General features: G+C 74.9%; 25 protein-coding genes. 9 read left to right on the forward strand and 16 right to left on the reverse strand.

Annotated features, from left to right (window positions below; translation table 11 throughout):
* The first annotated feature begins 8 nt into the window (after positions 1-8).
* Positions 9-824 carry an SDR family NAD(P)-dependent oxidoreductase gene (locus ABEB07_RS24645; RefSeq protein ID WP_345670343.1) on the forward strand — a complete coding sequence of 272 codons (816 nt, stop codon included), beginning with the start codon at positions 9-11 and terminating at the stop codon, positions 822-824.
* Positions 825-878: 54 nt separating this feature from the next.
* Here the strand turns inward: ABEB07_RS24645 and ABEB07_RS24650 are convergent, their stop codons facing one another.
* The 3 genes from ABEB07_RS24650 to ABEB07_RS24660 form a co-directional block, all read right to left on the reverse strand.
* Positions 879-1,961, reverse strand: a complete 1,083-nt coding sequence (locus tag ABEB07_RS24650) for a DNA polymerase III subunit beta family protein (RefSeq protein ID WP_345670344.1) — start codon at positions 1,959-1,961, stop codon at positions 879-881.
* Positions 1,962-2,007: 46 nt separating this feature from the next.
* Complete coding sequence (locus tag ABEB07_RS24655; protein WP_345670345.1) at positions 2,008-3,051, reverse strand: LLM class flavin-dependent oxidoreductase; 1,044 nt, start codon at positions 3,049-3,051, stop codon at positions 2,008-2,010.
* Positions 3,052-3,174: 123 nt separating this feature from the next.
* On the reverse strand, positions 3,175-3,408 hold the full coding sequence (locus ABEB07_RS24660) for a hypothetical protein (protein WP_164583543.1): 234 nt from the start codon (positions 3,406-3,408) through the stop codon (positions 3,175-3,177).
* A 91-nt stretch (positions 3,409-3,499) separates the two neighbouring features.
* On the opposite strand from ABEB07_RS24660, the gene ABEB07_RS24665 reads away from it, so the two are divergent.
* Positions 3,500-3,991 carry a phosphatase domain-containing protein gene (locus tag ABEB07_RS24665; protein ID WP_345670346.1) on the forward strand — a complete coding sequence of 164 codons (492 nt, stop codon included), beginning with the start codon at positions 3,500-3,502 and terminating at the stop codon, positions 3,989-3,991.
* Between the two features lie 29 nt (positions 3,992-4,020).
* Here the strand turns inward: ABEB07_RS24665 and ABEB07_RS24670 are convergent, their stop codons facing one another.
* Positions 4,021-4,236 (reverse strand): dodecin, encoded by a 216-nt coding sequence (locus ABEB07_RS24670; protein ID WP_164583545.1) that lies wholly within the window; start codon positions 4,234-4,236, stop codon positions 4,021-4,023.
* A gap of 269 nt (positions 4,237-4,505) precedes the next feature.
* Between ABEB07_RS24670 and ABEB07_RS24675 the strand changes: the two genes are divergently transcribed.
* Complete coding sequence (locus ABEB07_RS24675) at positions 4,506-5,765, forward strand: extracellular solute-binding protein (RefSeq protein ID WP_345670347.1); 1,260 nt, start codon at positions 4,506-4,508, stop codon at positions 5,763-5,765.
* Positions 5,766-6,010: 245 nt separating this feature from the next.
* Here ABEB07_RS24675 and egtD read toward each other — a convergent pair whose 3' ends face one another.
* From egtD to egtA, 4 genes are read right to left on the reverse strand one after another with little or no spacing between them, the layout of a single operon-like run.
* Positions 6,011-6,973, reverse strand: a complete 963-nt coding sequence (egtD, locus tag ABEB07_RS24680; RefSeq protein ID WP_345670348.1) for an L-histidine N(alpha)-methyltransferase — start codon at positions 6,971-6,973, stop codon at positions 6,011-6,013.
* Positions 6,970-7,761: an ergothioneine biosynthesis protein EgtC gene (gene egtC / locus ABEB07_RS24685; RefSeq protein WP_345670349.1), complete on the reverse strand. Its 792-nt coding sequence runs from the start codon at positions 7,759-7,761 to the stop codon at positions 6,970-6,972. Before egtC ends, egtD begins: the two co-directional genes overlap by 4 nt.
* Positions 7,761-9,128, reverse strand: coding sequence for an ergothioneine biosynthesis protein EgtB (gene egtB / locus ABEB07_RS24690; protein ID WP_345670350.1), 1,368 nt, complete (start codon positions 9,126-9,128; stop codon positions 7,761-7,763). The genes egtC and egtB overlap by 1 nt, the downstream gene beginning before the upstream one ends.
* Positions 9,125-10,462 carry an ergothioneine biosynthesis glutamate--cysteine ligase EgtA gene (gene egtA, locus ABEB07_RS24695; RefSeq protein ID WP_176151412.1) on the reverse strand — a complete coding sequence of 446 codons (1,338 nt, stop codon included), beginning with the start codon at positions 10,460-10,462 and terminating at the stop codon, positions 9,125-9,127. The genes egtB and egtA overlap by 4 nt, the downstream gene beginning before the upstream one ends.
* Positions 10,463-10,884: 422 nt before the next feature.
* On the opposite strand from egtA, the gene ABEB07_RS24700 reads away from it, so the two are divergent.
* Positions 10,885-11,691, forward strand: coding sequence for a TIGR02452 family protein (locus tag ABEB07_RS24700; RefSeq protein ID WP_345670351.1), 807 nt, complete (start codon positions 10,885-10,887; stop codon positions 11,689-11,691).
* A 74-nt stretch (positions 11,692-11,765) separates the two neighbouring features.
* On the opposite strand, the gene ABEB07_RS24705 is transcribed toward ABEB07_RS24700, so the two are convergent.
* The 6 genes from ABEB07_RS24705 to ABEB07_RS24730 all read right to left on the reverse strand — a co-directional run bounded on the left by ABEB07_RS24705 (position 11,766) and on the right by ABEB07_RS24730 (position 16,681).
* Positions 11,766-12,212, reverse strand: coding sequence for a type II toxin-antitoxin system PemK/MazF family toxin (locus ABEB07_RS24705; protein ID WP_345670352.1), 447 nt, complete (start codon positions 12,210-12,212; stop codon positions 11,766-11,768).
* A 92-nt stretch (positions 12,213-12,304) separates the two neighbouring features.
* Positions 12,305-12,808, reverse strand: coding sequence for a cupin domain-containing protein (locus tag ABEB07_RS24710; RefSeq protein ID WP_345670353.1), 504 nt, complete (start codon positions 12,806-12,808; stop codon positions 12,305-12,307).
* Positions 12,809-12,912: 104 nt separating this feature from the next.
* The gene (locus ABEB07_RS24715) at positions 12,913-14,439 is read right to left on the reverse strand and encodes a flotillin family protein (protein ID WP_345670354.1); all 1,527 of its coding nucleotides are present in this window, start codon (positions 14,437-14,439) and stop codon (positions 12,913-12,915) included.
* A 134-nt stretch (positions 14,440-14,573) separates the two neighbouring features.
* On the reverse strand, positions 14,574-14,792 hold the full coding sequence (locus ABEB07_RS24720; RefSeq protein WP_164588817.1) for a hypothetical protein: 219 nt from the start codon (positions 14,790-14,792) through the stop codon (positions 14,574-14,576).
* 69 nt (positions 14,793-14,861) lie between these two features.
* On the reverse strand, positions 14,862-15,848 hold the full coding sequence (locus ABEB07_RS24725) for an alpha/beta hydrolase (protein WP_176151417.1): 987 nt from the start codon (positions 15,846-15,848) through the stop codon (positions 14,862-14,864).
* Positions 15,849-16,117: 269 nt separating this feature from the next.
* The gene (locus ABEB07_RS24730) at positions 16,118-16,681 is read right to left on the reverse strand and encodes an NAD(P)H-dependent oxidoreductase (RefSeq protein WP_164588513.1); all 564 of its coding nucleotides are present in this window, start codon (positions 16,679-16,681) and stop codon (positions 16,118-16,120) included.
* 152 nt (positions 16,682-16,833) lie between these two features.
* On the opposite strand from ABEB07_RS24730, the gene ABEB07_RS24735 reads away from it, so the two are divergent.
* Both ABEB07_RS24735 and ABEB07_RS24740 read left to right on the forward strand, forming a co-directional pair.
* Complete coding sequence (locus ABEB07_RS24735; protein WP_345670355.1) at positions 16,834-17,490, forward strand: TetR/AcrR family transcriptional regulator; 657 nt, start codon at positions 16,834-16,836, stop codon at positions 17,488-17,490.
* 169 nt (positions 17,491-17,659) lie between these two features.
* Entirely contained in the window at positions 17,660-18,694 is a 1,035-nt protein-coding gene (locus tag ABEB07_RS24740) for a LacI family DNA-binding transcriptional regulator (RefSeq protein WP_345670356.1), read from the forward strand.
* 300 nt (positions 18,695-18,994) lie between these two features.
* Here the strand turns inward: ABEB07_RS24740 and trxA are convergent, their stop codons facing one another.
* The gene (gene trxA / locus ABEB07_RS24745; protein ID WP_164589131.1) at positions 18,995-19,393 is read right to left on the reverse strand and encodes a thioredoxin; all 399 of its coding nucleotides are present in this window, start codon (positions 19,391-19,393) and stop codon (positions 18,995-18,997) included.
* Between the two features lie 139 nt (positions 19,394-19,532).
* On the opposite strand from trxA, the gene ABEB07_RS24750 reads away from it, so the two are divergent.
* A complete protein-coding gene (locus tag ABEB07_RS24750) occupies positions 19,533-20,960 on the forward strand; it encodes a dihydrolipoyl dehydrogenase family protein (protein ID WP_345670357.1) in 1,428 nt (475 codons plus the stop codon).
* Positions 20,961-20,973: 13 nt separating this feature from the next.
* Here ABEB07_RS24750 and ABEB07_RS24755 read toward each other — a convergent pair whose 3' ends face one another.
* Entirely contained in the window at positions 20,974-21,618 is a 645-nt protein-coding gene (locus ABEB07_RS24755) for a peptide deformylase (RefSeq protein WP_345670358.1), read from the reverse strand.
* 96 nt (positions 21,619-21,714) lie between these two features.
* Between ABEB07_RS24755 and ABEB07_RS24760 the strand changes: the two genes are divergently transcribed.
* Together ABEB07_RS24760 and ABEB07_RS24765 are read left to right on the forward strand one after the other, a co-directional pair.
* Positions 21,715-22,116 carry a BlaI/MecI/CopY family transcriptional regulator gene (locus ABEB07_RS24760; RefSeq protein ID WP_176151422.1) on the forward strand — a complete coding sequence of 134 codons (402 nt, stop codon included), beginning with the start codon at positions 21,715-21,717 and terminating at the stop codon, positions 22,114-22,116.
* Positions 22,117-22,169: 53 nt separating this feature from the next.
* Positions 22,170-22,918, forward strand: a 749-nt coding sequence (locus tag ABEB07_RS24765; RefSeq protein ID WP_345670359.1) for a M56 family metallopeptidase, incomplete at its 3' end; no start/stop codon positions are given.

Here is a 22,918-nt window from a genome sequence, read left to right on the forward strand (position 1 = left end):
GTGAGGGCATGGAAGAGAGCACAGAGCCCGCTGTCGCGTACGGGCTTCGGGGACGCAAGTTCGTGGTGACCGGAGGCAGCCGCGGCCTCGGATTCGCGACCGCGCGACTCCTCGCGGCGGAAGGCGCGTCCGTGGCCATCTGCGGCCGCGACACCGCGCAGCTGGAGCGCGCGGCGGCCGAACTGGAGCAGACGTACGGGGCACGGGTGTTCACCGCGCCGGTGGACGTCCTGGCACCGAACGAACTGGAGGATTTCACCGACGAGGCGGGACACGCGTTCGCCGGGCTCGACGGGATCGTGGCCAACGTCGGCGGCAAGCGCGGAGCCGGGCTGCTCGACTCCACACGTGAGGACTGGCAGACGACATGGGAACTCAACGGCGGCCATGCGGTGCGGGCCCTGCGCGCCGGACTGCCCCACCTCCGGGCGGGCAGTTCCGTCGTCCTGGTCTCCTCCATCTCGGGCTGGAAGGCAAGGTTCCCCGCTCAGTACGGTGCCGCCAAGGCCGCCGAGATCTATCTGGCCGGAGCGCTGTGCCAGGAGCTGGCCCCTCAGCGGGTGCGGGTCAACACCGTCAGTCCCGGTTCCATCCTGCTGCCGGGCAAGAGCTGGGACCGGCTCCGCCTGCGGGACCCTGAGGCTTACGCCGCCTACGCGGAGCGCAACCCGAGCGGCCGCCTCCTGCACGCCGAGGAGGTTGCCCGGGTCATCGCCTTTCTCCTCTCGGCTGCCTCCGGCGCCGTGAACGGCGCCCACATTCCCGTGGACGGCGGCCAGCCCCAGGCCGGTCTGAACCCTGCCCCCACCTCACCTACGACTTGAGAGTCGGTCAAGGGGACGGACCCGTGGTGTCCAGCCCATGCACGCCCCCTTCGCTCAGTTGTCCAGCCGCACCGGCATCAGGATCGAGAAGGTGTGCTCGTCGTCGGGGCGGCGGATGGCCAGGGGAGTGGTGGGGGCGCCGAAGTCCAGGGTGAGGTGGGGGTGGGGCGCCGCGGTCAGGGCGTCGAGCAGGAGGTCGCGGTCGAAGGCGATGCGGTCGGGGGTGTCGTCGGTGTCCTCGCACACGGTCACCTCGCCGTCGTCCGTCACCCTGAGCACGCTGAGGACGCCGGGCGTGCCGGTCCGTTCGTGCGGCTCGCCGGGGCGGACCGGGCCGGTCTCCAGCGCCTTGCGGAAGCCCGCCGTGTCGACGTGGACGCGGCGTCCGGCCGGCAGGTCGACCAGGCGGCGGTAGTCGGGGAAGTCGTGGTCGAGGCGGCGGCCGGCCGCCTGGCGGTCCCCTGCTTCCAGGGTCACGCGGTCGCCGTCCAAGGCGAGTTGGACGGCCGCCTCGCCGTCGAGCAGCGCGCGCATCGCGTCCACCAGCGGGAGGGGCGTGACGGCCTGGGCGCGGGGGCCGTCGTGGCCCGTGACGGGCGTCCGGGCGACCGCCATGCGGTAGCGGTCGGTGGCCGCGAGGCGGAGGATCCCGTCCTCGACGTCGAACAGGACGGCGGCGAGCATGGGCAGTTCCGGGTCGGTGCCCGCCGCGAAGCGGACCGCGTCCAGCGCGGCGGCCAGTCGCGGTGCGGACACGGTCAGCCGGACGGCGGCGGTGCGGGGCGTGGTCACGAGGGTCTCCCTGTGGTCGAGTCGGGTCCGGAGGGCGGAGAACTCCTCGCGCGCGTCGGACAGGTCCCGTTCCAGGCGGCGCAAGTGCGCTTGGAGCAGGCCGCGCACCAGATCCGTGTCGGCGCTCGACCAGCCGGCCAGCACCAGACGGATGTCGGCGAGCGGCATCCCGGCCCGGCGCAGCCGCGCCAGCACCTCCGCCTCCGCGCACTGCGCGGCGCCGTACCAGCGGTAGCCGCTCACCGGGTCCACCCAGGCGGGGACCAGCACACCCGCGCGGTCGTAGAAGCGCAGGGCGCTGACGCTCAGCCCGCTGTCCCGGGCCAGTTCGCCGATGCTGTGCATGTCGTTCTCCACATCCGCGACCCTGCGCCCTCGACCTGGTGGAGGGTCAAGTCGGCCGCCCGCCTTCGCCGCGTCCTCGGTGTTGCGCGGCTCGTCCCGTGAAGAGCGCCGCCAGGCGGCGGTACGAGTCCAGCAGAGCCTCGCGGTCGTACGTGCTCGTGGTGACCAGGACCTCCTGGGCGGCCGTCTCCTTCAGCAGCGTCTCCAAGGCGTCCCGTACCTGCTCCTCGGTGCCCGCGAGGTGGCCGGCGAGGCCGGACTCGTAGAGGACGCGCTCCTTCGCGGTCATCGGCAGCCCCTCGACGCGTTCGGCCGGCGGGAGCGGCGGGAAGGCGCCGTGGGTGCGGGCGTGGGCCATGGACCAGGCCTCCGGGAGCAGCAGGCGGCGGGCCGCCTCGGGGGTGGCCGCCACCGCGATCGTGCCGGAGAGCACGACGTACGGCTCGCGCGCCCGGGAGGAGGGGCGGAACGCGGCGCGGTAGCGGTCGACGCCGCGCAGCAGCTTCTCGCGGTCGCGCAGGTCGCCGATGACCATGGGCAGGCCCGCGCGGGCCGCGATCAGCGCGCCCTCGCCCATCGCCAGGACGAACGGCGGCACCCGCAGCCCCTCCGCCGGCCGGGCGTGCGCACCCGTCGGCGACGTTCCCTCGAACCAGCCCAGCAACTCGGCCAGTTGGGCCTCGAAGTCGTCGGCGTCCCGCTTGCCGTGGCCCAGGGCCCGGCGGACGCCGTCCGTGAAGCCGACCGAGCGGCCCAGCCCCATGTCGACGCGCCCCGGGAACAGCGACTCCAGCACCCCGAACTGCTCGGCCACCACCAGCGGCCGGTGGTTGGGCAGCATCACCCCGCCCGTGCCCACCCGGATCGTCCCGGTCGCGGCGGCCACGGCCGCGGCCAGCACGGTCGGCGCGGACCCGGCGACACCGGGCACGCCATGGTGCTCGGACACCCAGAAGCGGTGGTAGCCGAGCGCCTCGGCCGCCCGCGCCAGCTCCACGGTGTCCCGCAGCGCCTCGGCGGCCGGGCGGCCCTCGCGGGTCCGGGAGCGGTCGAGCACGGAGAAGCGGGTGGCGGCGATCACTGAACTCACACCGGGTTCAACGCGGCAGCGCGCCGGTGATTCCCGCCGCCGTGCGGGTGACCGGGATTGCGCGCGGCGGGGGGAGGAGGGGCCGGTGCCGGTGGCCGGGGCGCCGTGCGGGCCGCGGGTGTCTCAGGGCGCGTGGTCGTCGGGGTCCGGGCCCCAGTACTCGGGGCCGCCGCCGCGCCAGTCGATGAGCGGGGAGACGGAGACCTCCACGGCGTCGACCTCCAGGCCGGCGCGGCGCAGGAACTCGGCGACGTCCGCGGTGCTGTACGCCAGCCCCAGGATCTCGCCGTTCACACGGACGCGCCGTCCGCCCGTCGGCGAGGGCGGGTGCACGGTCACGGGCATCGGTCCGGACATGTTCCCAGCATCGGGGGGCGCGCCCGGGCGCGCATCCGGACGGCGGCCCGGACCGGGGCTCGCGTGCGTGCGGGTGACTACGCTGTGCGGTGTGACGGAGCGCAGCGGACGGCCCCTTGCCGTGTTCGACCTGGACAACACCCTCGCCGACACGGCGCACCGGCAGCGCTTCCTGCGGCGGCGGCCCCGCGACTGGGACGCCTTCTTCGCCGCCGCGCCCGCCGACCCGCCGATCGAGGAGGGCGTACGGCTCGCCCGGGAGCGCGCCCGCGCGTGCGAGATCGTCTACCTCACCGGGCGGCCGGAGCGGTGCCGCCGGGACACGCTCGACTGGCTCGCCGCCCACGGCCTGCCCCCGGGCGAGGTGCACATGCGGCGCGACGCCGACCGCCGGCCGGCCCGCCGCACCAAGCTGGAGACGTTGCGCCGGCTCGCCCGCGACCGGGAGATCCGCGTCCTGGTGGACGACGACGAGCTGGTGTGCGCGGACGCCGAGGCCGCCGGCTTCCCCGTCCTGCGCGCCCGCTGGGCCGCGCCGTCCGCCGAGCTGAAGGACGCGCAGGAGGGGCAGGGGCGGACCTGACGGGCCTCGCCGCGCCGCCGTCGGGTGTCTCAGTCCGCGTCCTCGATGCGGAAGCCGACCTTCAGTCCTACCTGGTAGTGCTCGATCTGCCCGTTCTCGATCTGGCCCCGGACCTGGGTCACCTCGAACCAGTCCAGGTTGCGCAGGGTCCGCGAGGCGCGCGAGACGGCGTTGCGGATCGCCTCGTCGACCCCCTCGTGCGAGGTGCCGACGATCTCGGTGACCCGGTAGGTGTGGTCGGTCATGCGGGTGCTCCTCTCGGCGGTGGCGCCGGTGACGCCGGTGGCGGGGACGTCGCGTCCGTCCGGCGGTGACACGCGTGTCACACGTCACTCCACCGTGCCGTATCCCGGCCCGCGGCGCGAGATGTGCGGACCGTGACCGCTGCGTGACTTGACCTGGGCATTGGTCCATACCAAAATCCCAGCACGCCCGTACGAGCCCCTGCTCGGCCCCCCACGTCGGGACCTTCCCCCTGTGCCCTGAGTTCCCCGACAGAAAAGCAGGCCCCCTCGTGAGACGTCGTCTCCTTGCCCTCGTCTGTGCCTCCGCCTCCCTGACCAGCGCGTGCGGTGTGCTGCCGGGCAGCGACGGCGAACGGCACACCGTCACCGTCTGGGTGATGCAGAACAGCGCCTCGCAGGACTTCCTGGACCGCTTCAAGAAGGACTTCGAGAGCAGCCACGACGATCTGCGCCTCGACATCCGCGTCCAGCAGTGGACGGGGATCGGCCCCAAGGTGCAGGCCGCGCTCAGCGGCAAGGCGGCGGACGGCCCCGACGTCATCGAGGTCGGCAACACCCAGGTCGCGCAGTACGTCCAGGACGGCCGGCTGACCAACCTGACGCTGGAGTCGATGCGGGACTGGCGGATGCAGGACTGGCTGCCCGGTCTGGCCGAGCCCGGCCAGGACAACTCCGCGCAGTACGGCATCCCCTGGTACGCGGCGAACCGCGTCGTCATCTACCGCAAGGACCTGTTCGAGAAGGCGGGCGTCACGAACCCGCCGCGCACCCGCGACGAATGGCTCGCCGCCACCGAGAAGCTGAACTCGGACGGCAACCAGGGCATCTACCTGGCCGGGCAGGACTGGTACACGCTCTCCGGGTTCATCTGGGACGAGGGCGGCGAACTGGCCAAGCAGAGCGGCGGCGTCTGGAAGGGCACGCTGGACACCCCGGCCGCCCTGCGCGGCATGGACTTCTACCGGCGGTTGCAGGCACTCGGCGACGGACCGGCCGGCGCCGACGAGGAACACCCGCCGCAGGCCGGTGTGTTCGCCGGCGGGAAGGTGGCACAGATCGTGGCGCCGCCCGGACTGGCCCAGGCCATCATCCAGAAGAACCCCGCGCTCAAGGACCAGTTGGGCTTCTTCCCGGTGCCGGGCAAGACCGCCGAGCGGCCGGGCTCCGTCTTCACCGGCGGCTCCGACCTCATCGTGCCGCGCAACACCGACGACCGGGACGCGGCGGTCGCCGTCGTGGCGGCGCTCACCGGCGCCAAGTGGGACACCGACCTGGCCCGCACGATGAACTACGTCCCGAACAAGACGAACCTCGCCTCGGCCGTCGCCGACGAGGAGGGGGTGGCGGCCATGGCGGCGGGCGCCGCGCACGGCCGGGCGACCCCGAACACGTCGCTGTGGGCGGCCGTCGAGGCGGACAACCCGATCAAGCCCTACATGACGAAGGTGCTGTCCGGCGACGACCCGCAGACCGCGGCACGCCGCGCCTCCCAGCGCATCACCGAGGAACTGGCCCCCGGCCTGGGCTGAGAGCGGAAGGCGGCCGGAGGGCAGGACGCCGGTGCCCCGCACCGCCCGGGACCGCCCCGCACCCTCTGGGACCGCCCCGCGCCGCCCGGGACCGCCCCGCGCCGCCCGGGACCGCCCCGCGCCGCCCGGGACCGCCCCGCACCGCCCCGTACCACGTACCGTCCGGGACCGCACGGGACCCCGGGCAGCCGAGCTGCCCGGGGTCCCGGAGGCCGCGCCAGGCGTCCTGGGGAACGGGGTCGCCCCTACCGCGCCACGCTCAACGACAGCGCGAAGCGGCCCTCGCGGTCCGTCCACCAGCGGGTGAGGTGCAGGCCCGCCGTGGACAGTTCCGCCGCCACCCGTTCCTCGCGGAACTTCGCCGACACCTCGGTGCGCAGCTCCTCACCCGCCGCGAAGTCGACCGCGAGGTCCAGCGCCGGCACCTTCACACTCTGGGCGGCACGCGAGCGCAACCGCATCTCGATCCACTCCGCCCCCGGGTCCCACAGCGCCACGTGCTCGAAGGCGTCCGGGTCGAAGTCGGCGCCCAGTTCGCGGTTGACGACGGACAGGACGTTCTTGTTGAACTCGGCCGTCACCCCCGCCGCGTCGTCGTACGCCCGGACCAGTACGCCCTCGTCCTTGACCAGGTCCGTGCCCAGCAGCAGCGCGTCGCCGGGGGAGAGCAGGGCGCGCACCCCGCCCAGGAACGCGGCGCGCTCGGCCGGCAGGAGGTTGCCGATGGTGCCGCCGAGGAACGCCAGCAGCCGCGGGCCGGGCGTGTCGGGCAGCGTCAGCCCGGACGTGAAGTCGGCGATCAGCGCGTGCACGTCGAGGGCGGGCCGCTCGGCGGTCAGCGCCTGCCCGGCCTGCCGCAGCGCGCTCTCGCTGACGTCGACGGGAACGTAGGTGTGCAGATCGGCGAGGGCGTCGATCAGGTACCGGGTCTTCTCCGAGGAGCCGGAGCCCAGTTCGACCAGGGTGCGCGCGGGCAGCGCGGCGGCGATCTCGCCGGCCCGGTCGGCGAGGATCTCCCGTTCGGCGCGCGTCGGGTAGTACTCGGGCAACTCGGTGATCCGCTCGAACAGTTCGCTGCCGTACGCGTCGTAGAACCACTTCGGCGGCAGCGACTTGGGAGCGGTGGTCAGCCCGTGCCGGACGTCGGCGCGCAGCGCGGCGGCCGTGGCGTCCTCGGGCAGGATGCGGGTCAGACGGAAGGGACTCAAGGGCGGGGCTCCTTGGAGGGTGCGGATGCCAGGTCCTCGGTGAGGTCCTTGAGCGGGGTCAGCAGGACGTCCGTGCGGCTCGCCGCGAGCAGCGTGCGGTCGGGGACCTCCCGCCAGCGCGGATCGTCGTCGTAGGGCTCGGAGGCCACGACCGTGCGGCGGCCGGGCCCGGCGAGGTACCACAGGGTGTCGCCCCAGGCGGTCGCGGTGATCGTCTCGCCGTCGGTGAGCAGCAGGTTGAGCCGGGAGCCGGGGGCGGCCGCGGCCACCTCCAGCACCGTGTCGGCCAGCGCCTGCCCGGCGTCGTCGCCGCCGCGCAGCCGGGCCAGCGCCAGCGCCCACACGAGCGCGGAGTCGTTGCGGGCCTCCAGCGCGAGCAGATCCTCGGGGGGCAGGGTCCGCGACAGCGCGGACAGCGAGCCGGGCCAGCCGGTCACGGCGCCGTTGTGGCTGAACAGCCACCGGCCCGCGGCGAACGGCGCCGCCGCGGCCTCCGCGTCCGCGCCCGACAGCGTCGCGTCCCGTACCGCCGCGAGCAGCGCGCCGGCGCGCACCACCCGGGCCAGGTCGGCGAAGGACAGGTCCGCCCAGATCGGCCCCGCCCGGCGGTACCGGGCCGGCGCCGGGTCGCCCTGGGCGTACCAACCCACTCCGAAACCGTCGGCGTTGACCGTCCCGTACCGCTGCCGGCGCGGCGCCCACGACTGCCGGTACAGGCCGTGCGGCGGCTCCACGAGGAGCCGGCCGAGCGGCTCCTCGGGTCCCAGAAAGGCAAGGTGACGGCACATCAGGTAGCCGCCTGGGAGCGGGCGGTGCGGAACCCGGAGAAGATCTGCCGCCGGATCGGATAGTCCCAGTTGCGGAACGTGCCCCGGCAGGCGACCGGGTCCACGGCGAACGAACCGCCGCGCAGCACCTTGTACTCGGGCCCGAAGAACACCTCCGAGTACTCCTTGTACGGGAACGCCCGGAAGCCCGGGTAGGGCAGCAGGTCGCTCGCCGTCCACTCCCACACGTCCCCGATCAACTGCCGTACGCCGAGCGGGGACTCACCGGCCGGGTAGCTGCCGGCCGGGGCCGGACGCAGATGCCGCTGGCCGAGGTTGGCGTGGCACGGGGACGGTTCGGCGTCGCCCCACGGGTAGCGCCGGGAGCGGCCGTCCGCCGGGTCGTGGCGGGCCGCCTTCTCCCACTCGGCCTCGGTGGGCAGCCGCCGTCCGGCCCAGCGGGCGTAGGCGTCGGCCTCGTACCAGCACACGTGCAGCACCGGTTCGTCCGGCGGGACCACTTCGGTGACGCCGAAGCGGCGGCGCAGCCACTGGCCGCCGTCCCGCCGCCAGAACAGCGGCGCCTCGATGCCGTGCCGCCGGATGTGCGCCCAGCCCTCCGGCGCCCACCAGCGCGCGTCACCGTAGCCGCCGTCCGCGAGGAACGCCTGGTACGCGCCGTTCGTCACCGGGGTGGTGTCGATCCAATACGGCGCCACGTCGCGCACGTGTGCGGGCTTCTCGTTGTCCAGCGCCCACGGTTCGTCACTGGTGCCCATGGTGAACGGGCCGCCGGGGACGAGGACTTCGGCCGGGCCGGTGTACAGGGGCGCCGGCTCCGGATCCGGCGCGGTCAGGACCGGCGGGCCGGTGCGCAGCTGGTGGGTGATCAGCATGGTCTCGTCGTGCTGCTGCTCGTGCTGCGCGATCATCCCGAAGGCGAAGCCCGCCTCGGTCAGCCGGGTCCCGTGGAAGGCGGTGGACTCCAGTACGTCCATCACCCGGCCGCGCACCTCGGCCGCGTACCCGCGGGCCTCCTCGGGGGCCAGCAGCGGCAGCGACGGCCGTGCGGAGCGCGGGTGTTCGAAGGCGTCGTAGAGGCTGTCGATCTCGGGGCGCATCGCCTCCCGGCCGGCGACCGTCCGCAGCAGCCACAGCTCCTCCTGGTTGCCGATGTGCGCCAGGTCCCACACCAGCGGCGACATCAGCGGGGAGTGCTGTGCGGTGAGGTCGGGTTCCTCGACGCACGAGGTGAGCAGGGTGGTGCGGTCGCGGGCGGCGGTGAGCGTGCTCAGCGCACGCGCGCGCAGTGCCTCCGCGTCGGTCTCCGTGTCGCCCGCGGGGCCGGCGGCGGGACCGGTCGCGGTGTCGAGTGCGGGGTCGGTCATGTGCGGATGTCCTTCCCGTGGGCGAAGGGGCCCGGACCCGTCGGGCGGGGGCGGGGCCGGGAGGGCTGGGGGCCGCGCAGGCGGTCGAGCAGATCGTCGGCGGGGCAGCGGCCCTTGAGGACGTAGCGGTCCAGATGGCCTTGGACGGCGCGGGTGACCTCGTCGGTCGCGCCGAGCCGGGGCAGCGCCTCCAGCGCCGCCAGGAAGCAGGCGATCGCCGCCTCGCGCAGCTCCGGGTCGGCGAGCCCGGAGCGGGCGGCCGTCACCCACAGCGGATTGTGCGGCGCGGGCCGGGGCAGGTCCCGCTCGGCGAGCGGTTTCACCGCCCGGTACGCGCTCTCCGCCGCGGCCGGGTCGTCGAACAGCGCCGCCGTCACCGCCAGCGGCACGATCCAGCCATCGTCGCCGGGCTGCTCGTCGATCATGCGCAGCTCCAGGTGGCCGCGTGGCCGCACCGGCGGGAACAGCGTGGTCAGGTGGTAGTCGAGGTCCTCCTTCGTCGGCGGCCTGGGCACGCCCGTGCGGACCCACTCGCGGAAGCTGAGCCCGTCGGGCACCTCCCAGGGTCCGTCCGCGCGCCGTACGCACATCACGGGTGCGTCCAGCACGTGCCGGGCCCAGGCGGTGTGCGGGGCGTCGTCCAGCGGGGGAGCGCCCGCCCGGCCCGGACCTATCTCCGTCCACAGCAGCTGCCGGGTGGACAGCCAGCCGGTGGGCCGGCCCGCCAGCAGCGGCGAGTTGGCGAAGGCGGCCACCAGCACCGGGCCCAGCTGGTGCGCGAGCCACCAGCGCCGCACATGGCCCAGCGGCCCCGGTTCCTCGTGACCGGCGTCCACGCACACCTGTACCGAGGCCGAGGTGCACATCATGCGCCGGCCGGCCGGGCCGCCCCGGTCGAGGGAGGCTTCCAGGGCGTCGTAGCGCCGCTCGCGCAGGAACCTGCGGGGCGGGTGCCAGGGGTCGTGGCCGAGGCCGACGAGCCGCAGACCCTGCCGGGCCAGTACGGCGCGGACGGCCGCGAGGTCGGCGGAGACGGTGCCGACGCACTCCATCAGGGACGCGGCGGGCGGCGAGCTCAGTTCCAGCTGGCCGCCGGGTTCGACGGTGAGCGCGGACTCCAGGGGCACGGTCCGCAGCGCGGCGTAGGCCGCTTCGAGACGTTCGGGTGTGACGGGGAGCCGCGGATCGCGCAGCTCGTGGACGAGCCATTCCACTTCGACGCCGAGGGTGCGGGGCGGGCCGGTCTTGAAGCAGATGCCGCTGACCAGAGCCTCGACCTCGGCTTCCGTCAGGGCGGTACGGGGCTCCGTACAGCCGCTTGCCGAATCGGACATGTCGGGATCCTCCTGAGATTCCACCATGCCACCGGCCCCGGGTCCACGGTCGGCCGGTGTCGCGCACCGTCCCACCCAAAACCCTTCAGCCGATTCGCACAAGGGTGCAGAACGGGATAATCCTGCCTCGGAATCGCCGTTTCCGCGAAGTTTCCCGACGCTTCACGGTGCTTCACGGTGCTCCGGGGCAGCTCGCGCCCGGGTACCCGGGGTGTGCCGGGACAGTCGCGGAGAGTTCCCGGCCGACGCCGGTCGGGGCGCCGAACGGACGGACGGGTCGGCGGGCCGACGGGATGCCGGGCCGGCGGCGGGGGCGCGGAAACCCCGTTGCGGCCCGGCGGCGCAATGGATCACCATGCCGGTATGAGCACCACGGGGGAGGCGGCGTGGGCCGCGTTCATGGCGCGCACGGGGGTGGCGCCATGAGCGCTCGCCTGCGCGGCATTGCACAGCAGACGGAGCAGATCGTCATGGCCGGCTCCTACCGCGCCGCCGACGGGCGTACGGTGCGGCTCGCCGCGGCCGTCGAGGCCGCGCGGGCCGGCACCCGTCTGCACGGGCCGGACCCGGTGGCCGTGCCGCGGTGGACGCCGGTCACCACGTCCGTGGAGGTCACGGGGGAGAGCAGCCTGGAGGCGGCCCGCCGGCTCCCCGGCCCGGTCGCGGTGCTCAACTTCGCCTCCGCCCGCAATCCCGGCGGCGGCTACCTCAACGGCGCGCAGGCCCAGGAAGAGGCCCTGTGCCGGGCCTCCGCGCTGTACACCTGCCTGCTCGGGGCCCGGCGGTTCTACGACCACCACCGCGCCCACCGTGACCCGTTCTACTCCGACCGGGTGATTCACTCGCCCGCCGTCCCCGTCTTCCGCGACGACCGCGGCCGGCTGCTGGACGAGCCGTACACCGCGGGCTTCCTGACCGCGGCGGCGCCGAACGCCGGAGTGGTCCTGCGCACCGCGCCGGAGCGCGCCGCCGCACTGCCGCGCGTGCTCGCGGTCCGCGCCGAACGGGTGCTGGAGACGGCCGCCGCGCACGGCTACCGGCGGCTGGTGCTCGGGGCGTGGGGCTGCGGGGTGTTCCGCAACGATCCGGCGCGGGTGGCGGAGGCCTTCCGGGCCCAGCTCGCGCCGGGCGGGCGGTTCGCGGACGCCTTCGAACAGGTGGTGTTCGGCGTGCTGGACCGCACCCCGGGGAGCGAGATCCGCTCGGCGTTCGAACGCACATTCGCCTGACGCCGGTCACCCATGCGGCCGACGCCCGCCCCGGCGGCGGGGTGCGGTCGAGCGGCGCGGTCCGGCCCGGCCGGTCAGCGCCAGCCGTACCGCTCGCGCAGCCGGTGCGCCACGGAGTCGAACCGCATCCGGTCCAGCGCGCACGCCTCCCGCCGCATGCCCTCCTCGTGCAGCCGCAGCACCCGGTCCACGGCCACCCAGGAGTCGCGCCCCGACCGGTCCCAGGGGCCGCTCCCGATCGGCACCCACTCCCGTTCGCCGGCGTGCGCCTTGCTGGAGAGCTGGACCGCGAGGAAGGTGCCGGCGGCCTCCCGGGCCACCACCAGCACCGGACGGTCCTTGCCCCGCCCGTCGTTCTCCTCGAACGGCACCCAGGTCCAGACGATCTCGCCGGGGTCCGGGTCGCCGTCGTGGGCGGGCGCGTACTCGGTGCGCACCCGGCCGACCTCGCGCGGGTCGGCCTCGGTGGTGGCGCCGGGGCCGGAGCGGCCGGGGACGTTCTCATCGGTGAAGGCAGTCATCCCGGCACCTTAGAACGTGCGCGCGCACGGCCGTACGGCGGGCGTACGACGCCCAACTGCCGTACGCCCGCCGTGTCCTCGGCGCGCGACGGTCAGGAGGCCCCTCCGTGCGGGCGGATCCGCATGCCGGGGCGGCGACGGTGCACGGTCAGGTAGGAGAGGCCGTCCGCGCCGGCGGCGATGCTGCGGGTGGAGCCGTGCGGCAGCCAGACGGTCGCGCCCTCGGTCAGGCGCCGGGGCTCGTCCGCCGCGCCCGCGCCGAGGACGCCGTCGCCGCCGACCACGAACAGCAGCACGTCCAGGTCCGGTTCGGCGTGCGGGGCGACGCGCCCGCCCGGGGCGAGCCGGACGAGGTTGGCGTCGAGCTGGCGTCCGGCCTCGGCGAGCTTCCACAGCACACCGCCGGGCAACGGCGGGTCCGCGGCCAGCGCCCGGGCGTCGCACAGGACGCGCGGCTCGGGGGCCGGCTCCGGCCCTACGCGAGGGTCGGAGTGCTCCGTCGGTCCCGTCGGTCCCGTCGGTCCCGTCGGCTCCGTGGCTTCTGTCGCTCCCGTCGGCTCTGTCGGTCCTGGCTCGTCTCCGGAGGGCGACGTCATGGTCCACCCCTCTCTCGCTCGGCTCGCCCGCCATTCTTCCAGGGCAGACGGTCATCCCCGGGCCGTCCGGGTGGCCGACGGGCCTCGTCCGGGCCGGTCGGCCCTCACCCTTCGTCCACCGGCACCTTCCGTGAGACGGGCGGGCCCGGGGCGACGACCGGGCCCGGGGCGACGACCGGGCCCGGCGCGGGCGAACTCCCCGTCCCGGCCGGGCCGTCGTGCCCCTGGCCGTCGTGGTTCATGGAGGACAGGAGCTGGCGGGCCAGGCCCAGCCCGGTGCCGCCCATGGTGAGCGCCTTGGCGAACAGGTCGGCCATCCCGTCGGCGCCGTTGAGCAGCACCATGTTGTCCACGTTGTTGAAGGCGGAGGCGCCCGCCTGGACGATCTCGGGCCAATTCTCGGCGAGTTGCTGCGCGACCACCGCGTCCTGGTTCTCTGCGAGGGCCGCCGCCCGCGCCTTGATGGCCTCGGCCTCCGCCAGTCCCTTCGCCCGCAGCGCCTCGGCGTCCGCGAGGCCCTTCGCCTGCGCCGCGGCCGCCTCGGCCTCACCGGTGGCCCGGGTCGCCGCCGCCGACGCCGTGCCCCGGGTCTTGGTGGCCTCCGCCTCCGCGCCCGCCGCGGTCTTGACCCGGGTCGCCTCGGCCGCCGCCGCGAGCTCCGTCTCCTTGGCCTTCGCCTGGGCGGCCGAGATCCGCGCGTCGCGCTCGGCCTCGGCCAGCGTGCGCTTCTCGTACGCCGTGGCGTCGGCCGGCTTGCGCACGTCCGCCTGGAGCTGCTGCTCGCGCCGGTGCGCCTCCAGCTCGGCGACCCGCGTCTCCTGGACGACGACCTCCTGCCGGGCCGCCGCGTCCGCGAGGGGACCGGCCTGCCTGGCCTTGGCCGCCGCCTTGTCCCGCTCGGCCTGGTAGCCGGCCTGGAGGATCTCGCTGTCCCGGGTGGCCTCGGCCATCCGCGCGAACGACTGCTGCTCGGCCTCCGTGGCCAGGCGGTTGGCCTCCGCCTGCGCGATGCGCGCGTCCCGCTGCACCGCCGCCGCGTGCGGCATCGCCAGGTTCTGGATGTAGCCGGTCGGGTCCTCGATCTCGTGGATCTGCAACGAGTCCACGATCAGACCGAGCTTCTCCATCTCCGTACCGCAGGCCGCCCTGGTCTGGCCGGTCAGCTTCTCCCGGTCGCGGATCATGTCCTCCACCGTCAACCCGCCCACGATGGAACGGAGATGACCGGCGAAGACGTTGTGCACCCGCTCCGACATCAGCTTCTGCTGGTCCAGGAACCGGCGGGCGGCGTTGGCGATCGACACGAAGTCGTCGCCCACCTTGAAGATGACCACGCCCCGCACCTTCAGCGGGATGCCCTGGTGGGTCACGCAGTCCACCTGCAGTTCGGTCTCGTTGAGGTCGAGCGAGAGCTTGCGCACCGCCTGCACCCCGGGCAGCACCAGCGTGCCCCGCCCGGTCACGATCCGGAACCCCATGCCCTCCTCAAGGCCCTCGGTGCGGTGCGTGGAACCGGAGATGACCAGAGCCTCGTTGGGCTCGGCGACCCGCCACATCATCTTGAACAGACCGATCAGGACGAGAACGGCGGCGACCGCCGCTCCCGCCACGACGCCGACGACCATCGGCATGCGCCCCCTTCGGGTTGGTGCCCGTCCGGCACCGAACGAAGGGAGTGTGCTCCTCGCCCGGCCCACCGTGAAGACACCGGCGCGTCCTTGCCGCAATCTTGACGCTCACGGCCCTCACCTGCGCGGAGGCGTGCTCAACCGCCGTACACGGCCTCGACGTACACGGTGCGCGGCGGCAGGTGTTCCACCACCAGCACCACCGTGCCGCGCTCGAGGCGGGCCGCACCGTCCGCCGGGTGGGCGAGGAAGTGCTCGGCGCCGCCGCGCACCCGGACGATCACCTCGCCGACCAGCCCCGGCCCGACCGTTCCGGTGACCCGACCCACGAGCCCGACCAACGACGCATCGCCCATGACCCCAGCCTACGGGCCCGACCCGCCCGCCGTCCGCGATCGCGCACGCCGCGGAGTCAGCCCGTGGAGTCAGCCCGCGGGGTCGGCCGTCGGCAGCCTGCGCAGCCAGGCCAGACGGGCGGCGGCCGCGCACCGCGACAGCGCCGCCTGCGGGGCGAGAGCGTCGAAACCGTGGAACCCGCCCGGCCAGACGTGGAGTTCGGCGACGCCGCCGCACTGCCAGATACGGGAGGCGTAGGCGACGACCTCGTCGCGGAAGGTCTCGGCAGAGCCGACGTCGAGGAAGGCCGGGGGCAGGCCGGAGAGGTCCTCGGCGCGGGCCGGCGCGGCGTACGGCGACACGTCGGGGCCGCCGCGCCGGTCGCCGAGCAGCGCGCCCCACCCGGTCGCGTTGGCCGTACGGTCCCACATGTCGACCCCGGCCAACTGGCGCGCGGACAGCGAGTCGTTGCGGTCGTCGAGCATCGGGGACATCAGCAACTGCCCGACCGGACGCGGCCCTTCACGATCCCGCAGCAGCAGCGTCAGCGCCGCGGCCAGACCGCCCCCCGCGCTCGCGCCGACCAGCACGATCCGCTCCGGGTCCGCGCCGAACTCCCCGGCGTGCTCCGCCGTCCAGAGCAGCCCCGCGTAGACGTCCTCGACCGGCGCGGGGTGCGGGTGCTCGGGCGCCAGCCGGTACTCCACCGACACCACGACCGCGTCCAGTTCCCGCGCCCAGTCCAGGGCCGTGTTCATCCCGACCTTGTTGCTGCCGAGGACCATGCCCCCGCCGTGCACGTAGTAGAGGACGGGCCGCGGCGCACCGGTGTCCGGCGCGGTGGGCCGGCAGACCAGCAGCGGGACGCCGGGCGCGCCCGGCCGGCCGGGCGCCGTGCGGTCCGTCACCTCGAACGCGCCGTCCATGGTCAGGTCCAGCAGCTCGGGCAGCTCGGCGGCCGGACCGTGCCGGGCGGGCTCGATGTCGGCGGGGGTGAAGCGCGGCCGCGTCCGGTCCCCGACCTGCTCCAGCGCCGCGGCGAGCTCCGGGTCGAACGGCGGCGGTACCGGCGTCATGGCTGTCTCCCTCACGTGGCCTCGCGGCGTACGGCGGCGCGTGCGCGGAGGCGTACGGCCATGCAAGCGCCTACCCGGTCCGGCCGCGTACGCCACCGGCCTGCGGCCCATCGGGCGACGGCGTCGGGTGACGGCGTCGAGCGAGCGCCGGTCCGGCAGCGGTCCGGCAGCGCGAAGGGGCCGGAGCCACGGCGGCTCCGGCCCCCTCACCGGCCGTCGCGCCGCCCCCGCCCGGACGGGCCGGGGCGGCGCGGCACGGCCGCGGAGGATCAGGCGGCGACGGTCTCGCCGGCGTGGCCGTGCAGGCGGGCGACGACCTCGGTCAGCTGCGCGGCGACCTCGGCGTCGTCGGCCGGGTGGGTCTCGGCGAAGCGGGTCAGGGAACCGGGGATGGACAGCTTGATGTCCTCGATGACCTTGCCGCCGGCGATGCCCACGGCCTTGCGGGTGTCGTCCTGCGCCCACACGCCGCCGTACTGGCCGAAGGCGGTGCCCACGACGGCGACGGGCTTGCCGCCGAAGGCGCCGGCGCCGTAGGGGCGGGACAGCCAGTCGATGGCGTTCTTCAGCACGGCCGGGATGGTGCCGTTGTACTCGGGCGAGAAGAAGAGGAAGCCGTCGGCGGCCTGGGCGGCGGCGCGCAGCTGTGCGGCGGCCTCGGGGACGCTGCCCTCGACGTCGATGTCCTCGTTGTAGAACGGCACGTCGCCCAGACCGTCGAACACCTCCACCTCGGCGCCCTCGGGGGCGAGCTTCACCGCGGCCTCGGCGAGCTGGCGGTTGTGGGAACCGGCGCGGAGGCTGCCGACGAGGGCGAGGATGCGAACAGACATTTGGGGGACTCCAAGAGTGGAAAAGGGGACGTGAGGACCATGACAGCGCGGCAGCGCTGCCGGACCAACGATACGGACCAAGGTCCGTTTAATTTTCTACCATCACAACCGGACCGTGGTCCAGTTTAGTCCCGATGCTTTACGCTGTGTTCATGTCCAGCACCCTGCCGCCCTTTCCCGCCTCGCAGGGGCCCGCGGCGAAGACGCCGGTGATGGTCGAGTTCGGGGCCGGTGACGCCGACGGGCCCTGCCTGCGCGCGGACGCCGCCCGCAACCGCGCACGACTGCTGGACGCCGCCGCCCGCCTGGTCGCCGAGCACGGGGCCGCCGCCGTCACGATGGAGGCGGTGGCCGCCGCCGCCCAGGTGGGCAAGGGCACCGTCTTCCGCCGCTTCGGCGACCGTACCGGGCTGCTGACCGCGCTGCTCGACCACTCCGAGAAGAAGTTCCAGGCGTCCTTCCTCAGCGGCCCGCCGCCGCTCGGCCCCGGCGCGCCGGCGGTGGAACGCCTGCGCGCGTTCGGCTGCGCCGCGCTGCGCCGCGCCGACGCCGACCTGGAGCTCCAGCTCGCCGCCGAGCCGTGCCCGGACCGCCGGTTCGTCGTGCCCGCCCGCCGGGTCCGCCACGGTCACGTGGTGCTCCTGCTGCGGCAGGCCGTCCCGGACGCGGACGCCGAACTCCTCGCCCAGACGCTGATGGGCTACCTGGAACCCGCCCTGATCCACCACCTCACCCGGCAGTGCCACATGCCGATGGAACGGCTCCAGGCCGGCTGGCACGACCTGGTCGCCCGTCTGACCCGCACCTGACGGAGCCGCCGGCGGTCGCTCCGCGGGCCGGCCCGAGCCCCTCGCCGGCCCGTGCGAGTCGGCTCACCAGCCCGTACGGGCAAGGGAGTTGGCCCCGCGGTCCGCAGGACCGGCCCGTTCCGCCCCGCCCGTCCGGCCCGCCGGGGCTTCTGCCAAGATGCGGTACGTCATGGTGCAGATACCGAAACCCGCCGCGCCCGCGTCGAGCGCACCGCACTCGGTCCCCACGAGTGCCGATGTGGCCCGTCTGGCCGGAGTGTCGCGCGCGACCGTCTCCTACGTCCTGAACAACACCGACGCCGTACGCATCAGCGAGCCGACCCGCCGCCGGGTCCGCGAGGCCGCCAGGGAACTCGGCTATGTGCCGCACGCCGCCGCGCGCAGCCTCCGGGCCGGACACAGCCGCATCGTCCTGATGCCCGCCCCGGCCGTCCCGGTGGGCCCGCTCTACAGCAGGTTCATCAACGATCTCCAGTGGGCGCTCGGCCGGCTGGACTACACCGTCGTCCAGCACGGCACCGTGGGCCTGCACGGCGTCGAGGCCGCCCGCGCCTGGGCCGAACTGCGGCCGGTCGCGGTCCTGGCGCCCGGCTCCGCGATCGGCGCCGAGGGGGTCGCGGTGCTCCGGCGCTCCGGCGCCCGCGCCGTCGTCACCCTCGGCCCCGAGGCCGTCGAGGGCGCCCACGCCCTGCTCATGGACCACGAGAGCGTCGGCCACCGGGCCGGCGCCCACCTGTACGCCCGGGGCCGGCGCCGCATCGGCGTGGTCATGCCGGCCGAACGCGGCCTCGAACCGTTCTCCCGGCCCCGCCTGGCCGGCGTACGCCGCGCCCTGGACGGCGCCGACGGCACCGTCACGGAACTGCCCCTCGGCTACGACGAGGAGTCCGCGGCCCGGCTCGCCGCCCGCTGGCGCGGCCTCGGCCTGGACGGCGTGTTCGCCTACAACGACGAGTACGCCATGCTGCTGATGCGCGCCCTCCAGGACGAGGGCGTCCGCATCCCCGAGGAGACGGCCGTGGTCGGCGCCGACGACCTGATGCTCGGCCGGCTGCTGCGGCCCCGGCTGAGCACCGTGCACGTCGACCTGCCCGCCGGCCGCGACCTGGCCGACCTGGTCGACCGCGCCGTACGCGATCCCGCCGCGGCACCGGAGCGGCGTCCGGTGCTGGGCGCCACGATGGTCCACCGCGAATCCAGCTGACCCCCGCGCTCCGCGCCCCCACTCTCACTTCTCACACCGCCCCGCCCCCCCACGAGGCACCCGCCCCCCTACACGGCCCCGCGCCCCCCCACCACCAAAGCCCTGCCCCCTCACACAGCCCCGCGCGACCCCTTACACAGCCCCGCGCGAGCGGTACGCACCCCGCCCCAGGCCACACCCTCGGAGCGCCGACACGAAAACGGGGTCCCTCCCGGATTCGGAAGGGACCCCGCTCTACGGCCACTGGGCCGCCCGCTGCTCGCGTCATCGCGCCGGTGTGCCGCCGTCGCCGACGCGGCCTCACCGGCCGTTCTGCTCGGCCTCCGCCTGCTGCTGCTCGGCGACCGCCTTGCGGACCTCGTCCATGTCCAGCTTGCGGGCCTGCCCGATCACATCCGTGAGGGCGGCCTCGGGCAGCGCGCCCGGCTGCGCGAACACGGCCACCTGGTCCCGGACGATCATCAGCGTCGGAATGGACTGGATGCCGAAGGCCGCCGCCAGCTCCGGCTGCGCCTCGGTGTCGACCTTGCCGAACACCAGGTCGGGATTGTCCGCGGCGGCCTTCTCGTAGACCGGGGCGAACGAACGGCACGGCCCGCACCACGACGCCCAGAAGTCGATGAGCACGAACTCGTTGTCCGTGACCGTCTGGTCGAAGTTCTCCTTGGTGAGCTCCACGGTGCTGCTGGTGCTGCTCATGGCGTGATCCCTCTTCCTGCTGTCGGGTGAGCCGTCGGCACAACACGGCCGACCCCACGGACTATTCCGTGCGCGCACGATGCTGTCCCGCGCGCGTACCCGTGTGGCCTCCGCGCACACCACCCTCCAGACTGACCCCATGACGGAAACGGAAAACATCGCCTACGACGTGGTGGTGCTCGGCGCCGGGCCCGTGGGGGAGAACGTCGCCGACCGCACCCGCGCGGCCGGACTGAGCACCGCCATCGTGGAGAGCGAGCTGGTCGGCGGCGAGTGCTCCTACTGGGCGTGCATGCCCAGCAAGGCCCTGCTGCGCCCCATCATCGCCCGAGCCGACGCCCGCCGCCTGCCCGGCCTGAGCGAGGCAGTGCGCGGCCCCCTCGACACCGCGGCGGTCCTCGCCCGCCGGGACGAGTACACCTCCCACTGGCACGACGACGGCCAGGTCGGCTGGCTCGACGGCATCGGCGCCGACCTGTACCGCGGGCACGGCCGCCTGGCCGGGCCGCGCACCGTCACGGTCACCGGACCGGACGGCACGACCAGGACGCTGACCGCCCGGCACGCCGTCGCCGTGTGCACCGGCACCCGCGCCCAGCTGCCCGACCTGCCCGGCATCGAGGACGTCGGGCCGTGGACCAGCCGCGAGGCGACCAGCGCCAAGGAGGTGCCGGGGCGGCTCATCGTGGTCGGCGGCGGTGTGGTGGCCGCCGAGATGGCCACCGTCTTCCAGGCCCTCGGCTCACAGGTCACCGTCCTGGTCCGGGGCAAGGGGCTGCTGGCGCGGATGGAGCCCTTCGCCGGCGAACTGGTCGCCGACGCCCTCACCGAGGCGGGCGCCGACATCCGCACCGGCACGTCCGTGGAGTCGGTGCGCCGCGAGAACGGCGCCGTCGTCGCCGTCACCGGGTCCGGCGACCGGATCGAGGCCGACGAGATCCTCTTCGCCACCGGCCGCGCCCCGCGCACCGACGACATCGGCCTGGACACCGTCGGCCTGGAACCGGGCTCCTGGCTGCCGGTCGACGACACGCTGCGGGTCGAGGGCAGCGACTGGCTGTACGCGTGCGGCGACGTCAACCACCGGGCGCTCCTCACCCACCAGGGCAAGTACCAGGCGCGGATCGCGGGCGACGCCATCGGGGCCCGCGCCGCCGGCGCCTCCCTGGACACGGAGCCGTGGGGCGCCCACGCCGCCACCGCCGACCACCACGCCGTCCCGCAGGTCGTCTTCACCGACCCGGAGGCCGCCGCCGTGGGCCTCTCGCTGGCCGAGGCGGAACAGGCCGGCCACCGGGTCCGCGCGGTGGACGTGGACATGTCCTCCGTGGCCGGGGCGGGACTGTACGGGGAGGGCTACCGGGGCCGCGCCCGCATGGTCGTCGACCTGGACGAGAACATCCTGCGCGGCGTCACGTTCGTCGGCCCCGGCGTGGGCGAACTGCTGCACTCCGCGTCCGTCGCCGTCGCCGGGCGGGTCCCGGTCGACCGGCTGTGGCACGCGGTCCCGTCCTACCCGACGATCAGCGAGGTGTGGCTGCGGCTGCTGGAGGCGTACCGAGGCTGAACGCCCTTGCAGGTCAAGGGAGTTCGAAGCCGAGGGAGCGGGCGGCGGCCTCCGGCGTCGGCTGCGTCCAGCGCGCGGCCATGGCCTCGTGGGAGGCGAGCGAGCGCGGCTCGGCGCGGTCGACGTAGAGGACGCCGTCGAGGTGGTCGGTCTCGTGCTGCACGATGCGGGCCGGCCACCCGGTGAACACCTCGTCCACCGCACGGCCGTGCTCGTCCCACGCCCGCAGCCGCACCTCGGCGTGCCGCGCCACCACCGCCTGCCAGCCCGGCACGCTCAGACAGCCCTCGTAGAACGCGGCCCGGCGGGCCCCGACCGCCTCGTACGACGGGTTGACCAGCACCCGGAACGGCTGCGGCACCCGCTCGCGGGCGATCCGCACCTCCTCGGACACCGGCGCCGGGTCCTCGATCACCGCGATCCGCAGCCCCACCCCCACCTGCACGGCGGCCAGCCCCACCCCCGGCGCGGCGCGCATGGTGTCCCGCAGCGCCTGGACGAACCGGGCCAGCAGCTCGGGCGCCAACTGCCCGTCGTACGGCTCGGCGGGGCGGCGCAGCACCGGGTCGCCGGCCGCGACGATGGGCAACGGACCGCCCGGAGCGAGGAGTTCGGTGACCTGCTCGGCAAGCGGCGTACGCGCACGGGGAGAAGCCATCGCGCCAGCATGCCACGTACCGTCGCCGCCCGGCGGGAGCGCCGGCCGGGTGAAGTAGCGTGGTGCGACACGCCGACGCCGGAAGGGGACACGGACATGGTGGCGCAGCACCGGCGGGCCCGGCGCGGGCAGGGCGAACTGGAGAGCCAGGTCCTCGGCGCGCTGCGGGCGGCGGACGGCCCGGTCACCGCCGCCTGGGTGCGGGACAGGCTCGGCGGCGACCTCGCCCACACCACCGTCGTCACCATCCTCACCCGGCTGCTCGCCAAGGACGTGGTCTCCCGCGAACGCCGGGGCCGCTCCTTCGCGTGGACGCCCACCGCGGACGTCGCCCGGCTCGCGGCGCTGCGGATGCGGCGGCTGCTGGACGGCGAACGCGACCGCGAGGCCGTCCTCGCCAGCTTCGTCACCGCCCTGCCCCCGGGCGACGAACAGGTGCTGCGCGCCCTGCTCGAAACGGCCGAGGACACGGCGGACCGCGGCGGGGAGGACCGGTGACCGGACGAGGCGCGCCGCCCGCGCCGGGCGGCGGCGCGAAGGGCTGACGCGGCATGGGTGTCTTCGTCTTCCTTCCGCTGGTGCTGCCGCTGACCGCCTGGCCGGTGGCCCGGCTGGCCGCACTCCACCTGCACCCGCGCACCGCCACCCGGCTGCTGACCGCGGTGGCGGTGGTCATGTCCGTGTGCAGCACGCTCTGCCTCGCCCTGCTCATGGTCGTCGGCACCGCCCAACTGCCCGGCAACCCGCTGCCGGACGGCTGGTCCGACCCCCAGGTCCGGGCCGCCGTGCCCTGCGACGGCATCGCCGGGCGCGCGGCGATCCCCGCCCTCGCGGCGGTCACGGCGTCCTGCGGGCGCACCCTGTGGCGCCACCGGCGCGTCATCCGGCGGGCCCGCCGGGCGCTGACCGGGCTGCCCGGTCCCCGGGTCGTCGTCCTGCCCGACAGCGCGCCGTACGCGTACGCGCTGCCCGGCGGCCACGGCCACGGCCATGGCCGCGTCGTGGTCACCACCGCCCTGCTGGCCGCCCTCGGGCCGGCCGAGCGGCGCGCCCTGTTCGCGCACGAACGCGCCCACCTCGCCTCCCGCCACCACCGCCATCTGCTCGCCGTGCACCTGGCGGCCCGCGCCAACCCGTTCCTGCGCCCGCTGCGCTCCGCCGTCCTCTACACCGCCGAGCGGTGGGCCGACGAGGCGGCGGCCCAGGCGGTCGGCGACCGGCGGGCGGTCGCCCGGGCGATCGGCAAGGCGGCGCTGCTGGCGCACGCCGCGCCCGCCCCGACCCTGCCCGCGCTGGCCGC

The organism is Streptomyces similanensis, from assembly GCF_039543625.1.
In the GTDB taxonomy this organism is placed as follows: domain Bacteria; phylum Actinomycetota; class Actinomycetes; order Streptomycetales; family Streptomycetaceae; genus Streptomyces; species Streptomyces similanensis.

Coding starts and splice junctions, on each gene's coding strand:
- ABEB07_RS24730 (WP_164588513.1), bottom strand. CDS start 16,681: ATGTCTGTTCGCATCCTCGCCCTCGTCGGCAGCCTCCGCGCCGGTTCC.
- ABEB07_RS24715 (WP_345670354.1), bottom strand. CDS start 14,439: ATGCCGATGGTCGTCGGCGTCGTGGCGGGAGCGGCGGTCGCCGCCGTT.
- ABEB07_RS24705 (WP_345670352.1), bottom strand. CDS start 12,212: ATGACTGCCTTCACCGATGAGAACGTCCCCGGCCGCTCCGGCCCCGGC.
- ABEB07_RS24720 (WP_164588817.1), bottom strand. CDS start 14,792: ATGGGCGATGCGTCGTTGGTCGGGCTCGTGGGTCGGGTCACCGGAACG.
- ABEB07_RS24670 (WP_164583545.1), bottom strand. CDS start 4,236: ATGACCGACCACACCTACCGGGTCACCGAGATCGTCGGCACCTCGCAC.
- ABEB07_RS24700 (WP_345670351.1), top strand. CDS start 10,885: ATGAGCGCTCGCCTGCGCGGCATTGCACAGCAGACGGAGCAGATCGTC.
- ABEB07_RS24650 (WP_345670344.1), bottom strand. CDS start 1,961: ATGCACAGCATCGGCGAACTGGCCCGGGACAGCGGGCTGAGCGTCAGC.
- ABEB07_RS24750 (WP_345670357.1), top strand. CDS start 19,533: ATGACGGAAACGGAAAACATCGCCTACGACGTGGTGGTGCTCGGCGCC.
- ABEB07_RS24660 (WP_164583543.1), bottom strand. CDS start 3,408: ATGTCCGGACCGATGCCCGTGACCGTGCACCCGCCCTCGCCGACGGGC.
- egtA (WP_176151412.1), bottom strand. CDS start 10,462: ATGTCCGATTCGGCAAGCGGCTGTACGGAGCCCCGTACCGCCCTGACG.
- egtC (WP_345670349.1), bottom strand. CDS start 7,761: ATGTGCCGTCACCTTGCCTTTCTGGGACCCGAGGAGCCGCTCGGCCGG.
- ABEB07_RS24740 (WP_345670356.1), top strand. CDS start 17,660: ATGGTGCAGATACCGAAACCCGCCGCGCCCGCGTCGAGCGCACCGCAC.
- ABEB07_RS24755 (WP_345670358.1), bottom strand. CDS start 21,618: ATGGCTTCTCCCCGTGCGCGTACGCCGCTTGCCGAGCAGGTCACCGAA.
- ABEB07_RS24735 (WP_345670355.1), top strand. CDS start 16,834: ATGTCCAGCACCCTGCCGCCCTTTCCCGCCTCGCAGGGGCCCGCGGCG.
- ABEB07_RS24760 (WP_176151422.1), top strand. CDS start 21,715: ATGGTGGCGCAGCACCGGCGGGCCCGGCGCGGGCAGGGCGAACTGGAG.
- egtB (WP_345670350.1), bottom strand. CDS start 9,128: ATGACCGACCCCGCACTCGACACCGCGACCGGTCCCGCCGCCGGCCCC.
- ABEB07_RS24710 (WP_345670353.1), bottom strand. CDS start 12,808: ATGACGTCGCCCTCCGGAGACGAGCCAGGACCGACAGAGCCGACGGGA.
- trxA (WP_164589131.1), bottom strand. CDS start 19,393: ATGAGCAGCACCAGCAGCACCGTGGAGCTCACCAAGGAGAACTTCGAC.
- ABEB07_RS24645 (WP_345670343.1), top strand. CDS start 9: ATGGAAGAGAGCACAGAGCCCGCTGTCGCGTACGGGCTTCGGGGACGC.
- ABEB07_RS24725 (WP_176151417.1), bottom strand. CDS start 15,848: ATGACGCCGGTACCGCCGCCGTTCGACCCGGAGCTCGCCGCGGCGCTG.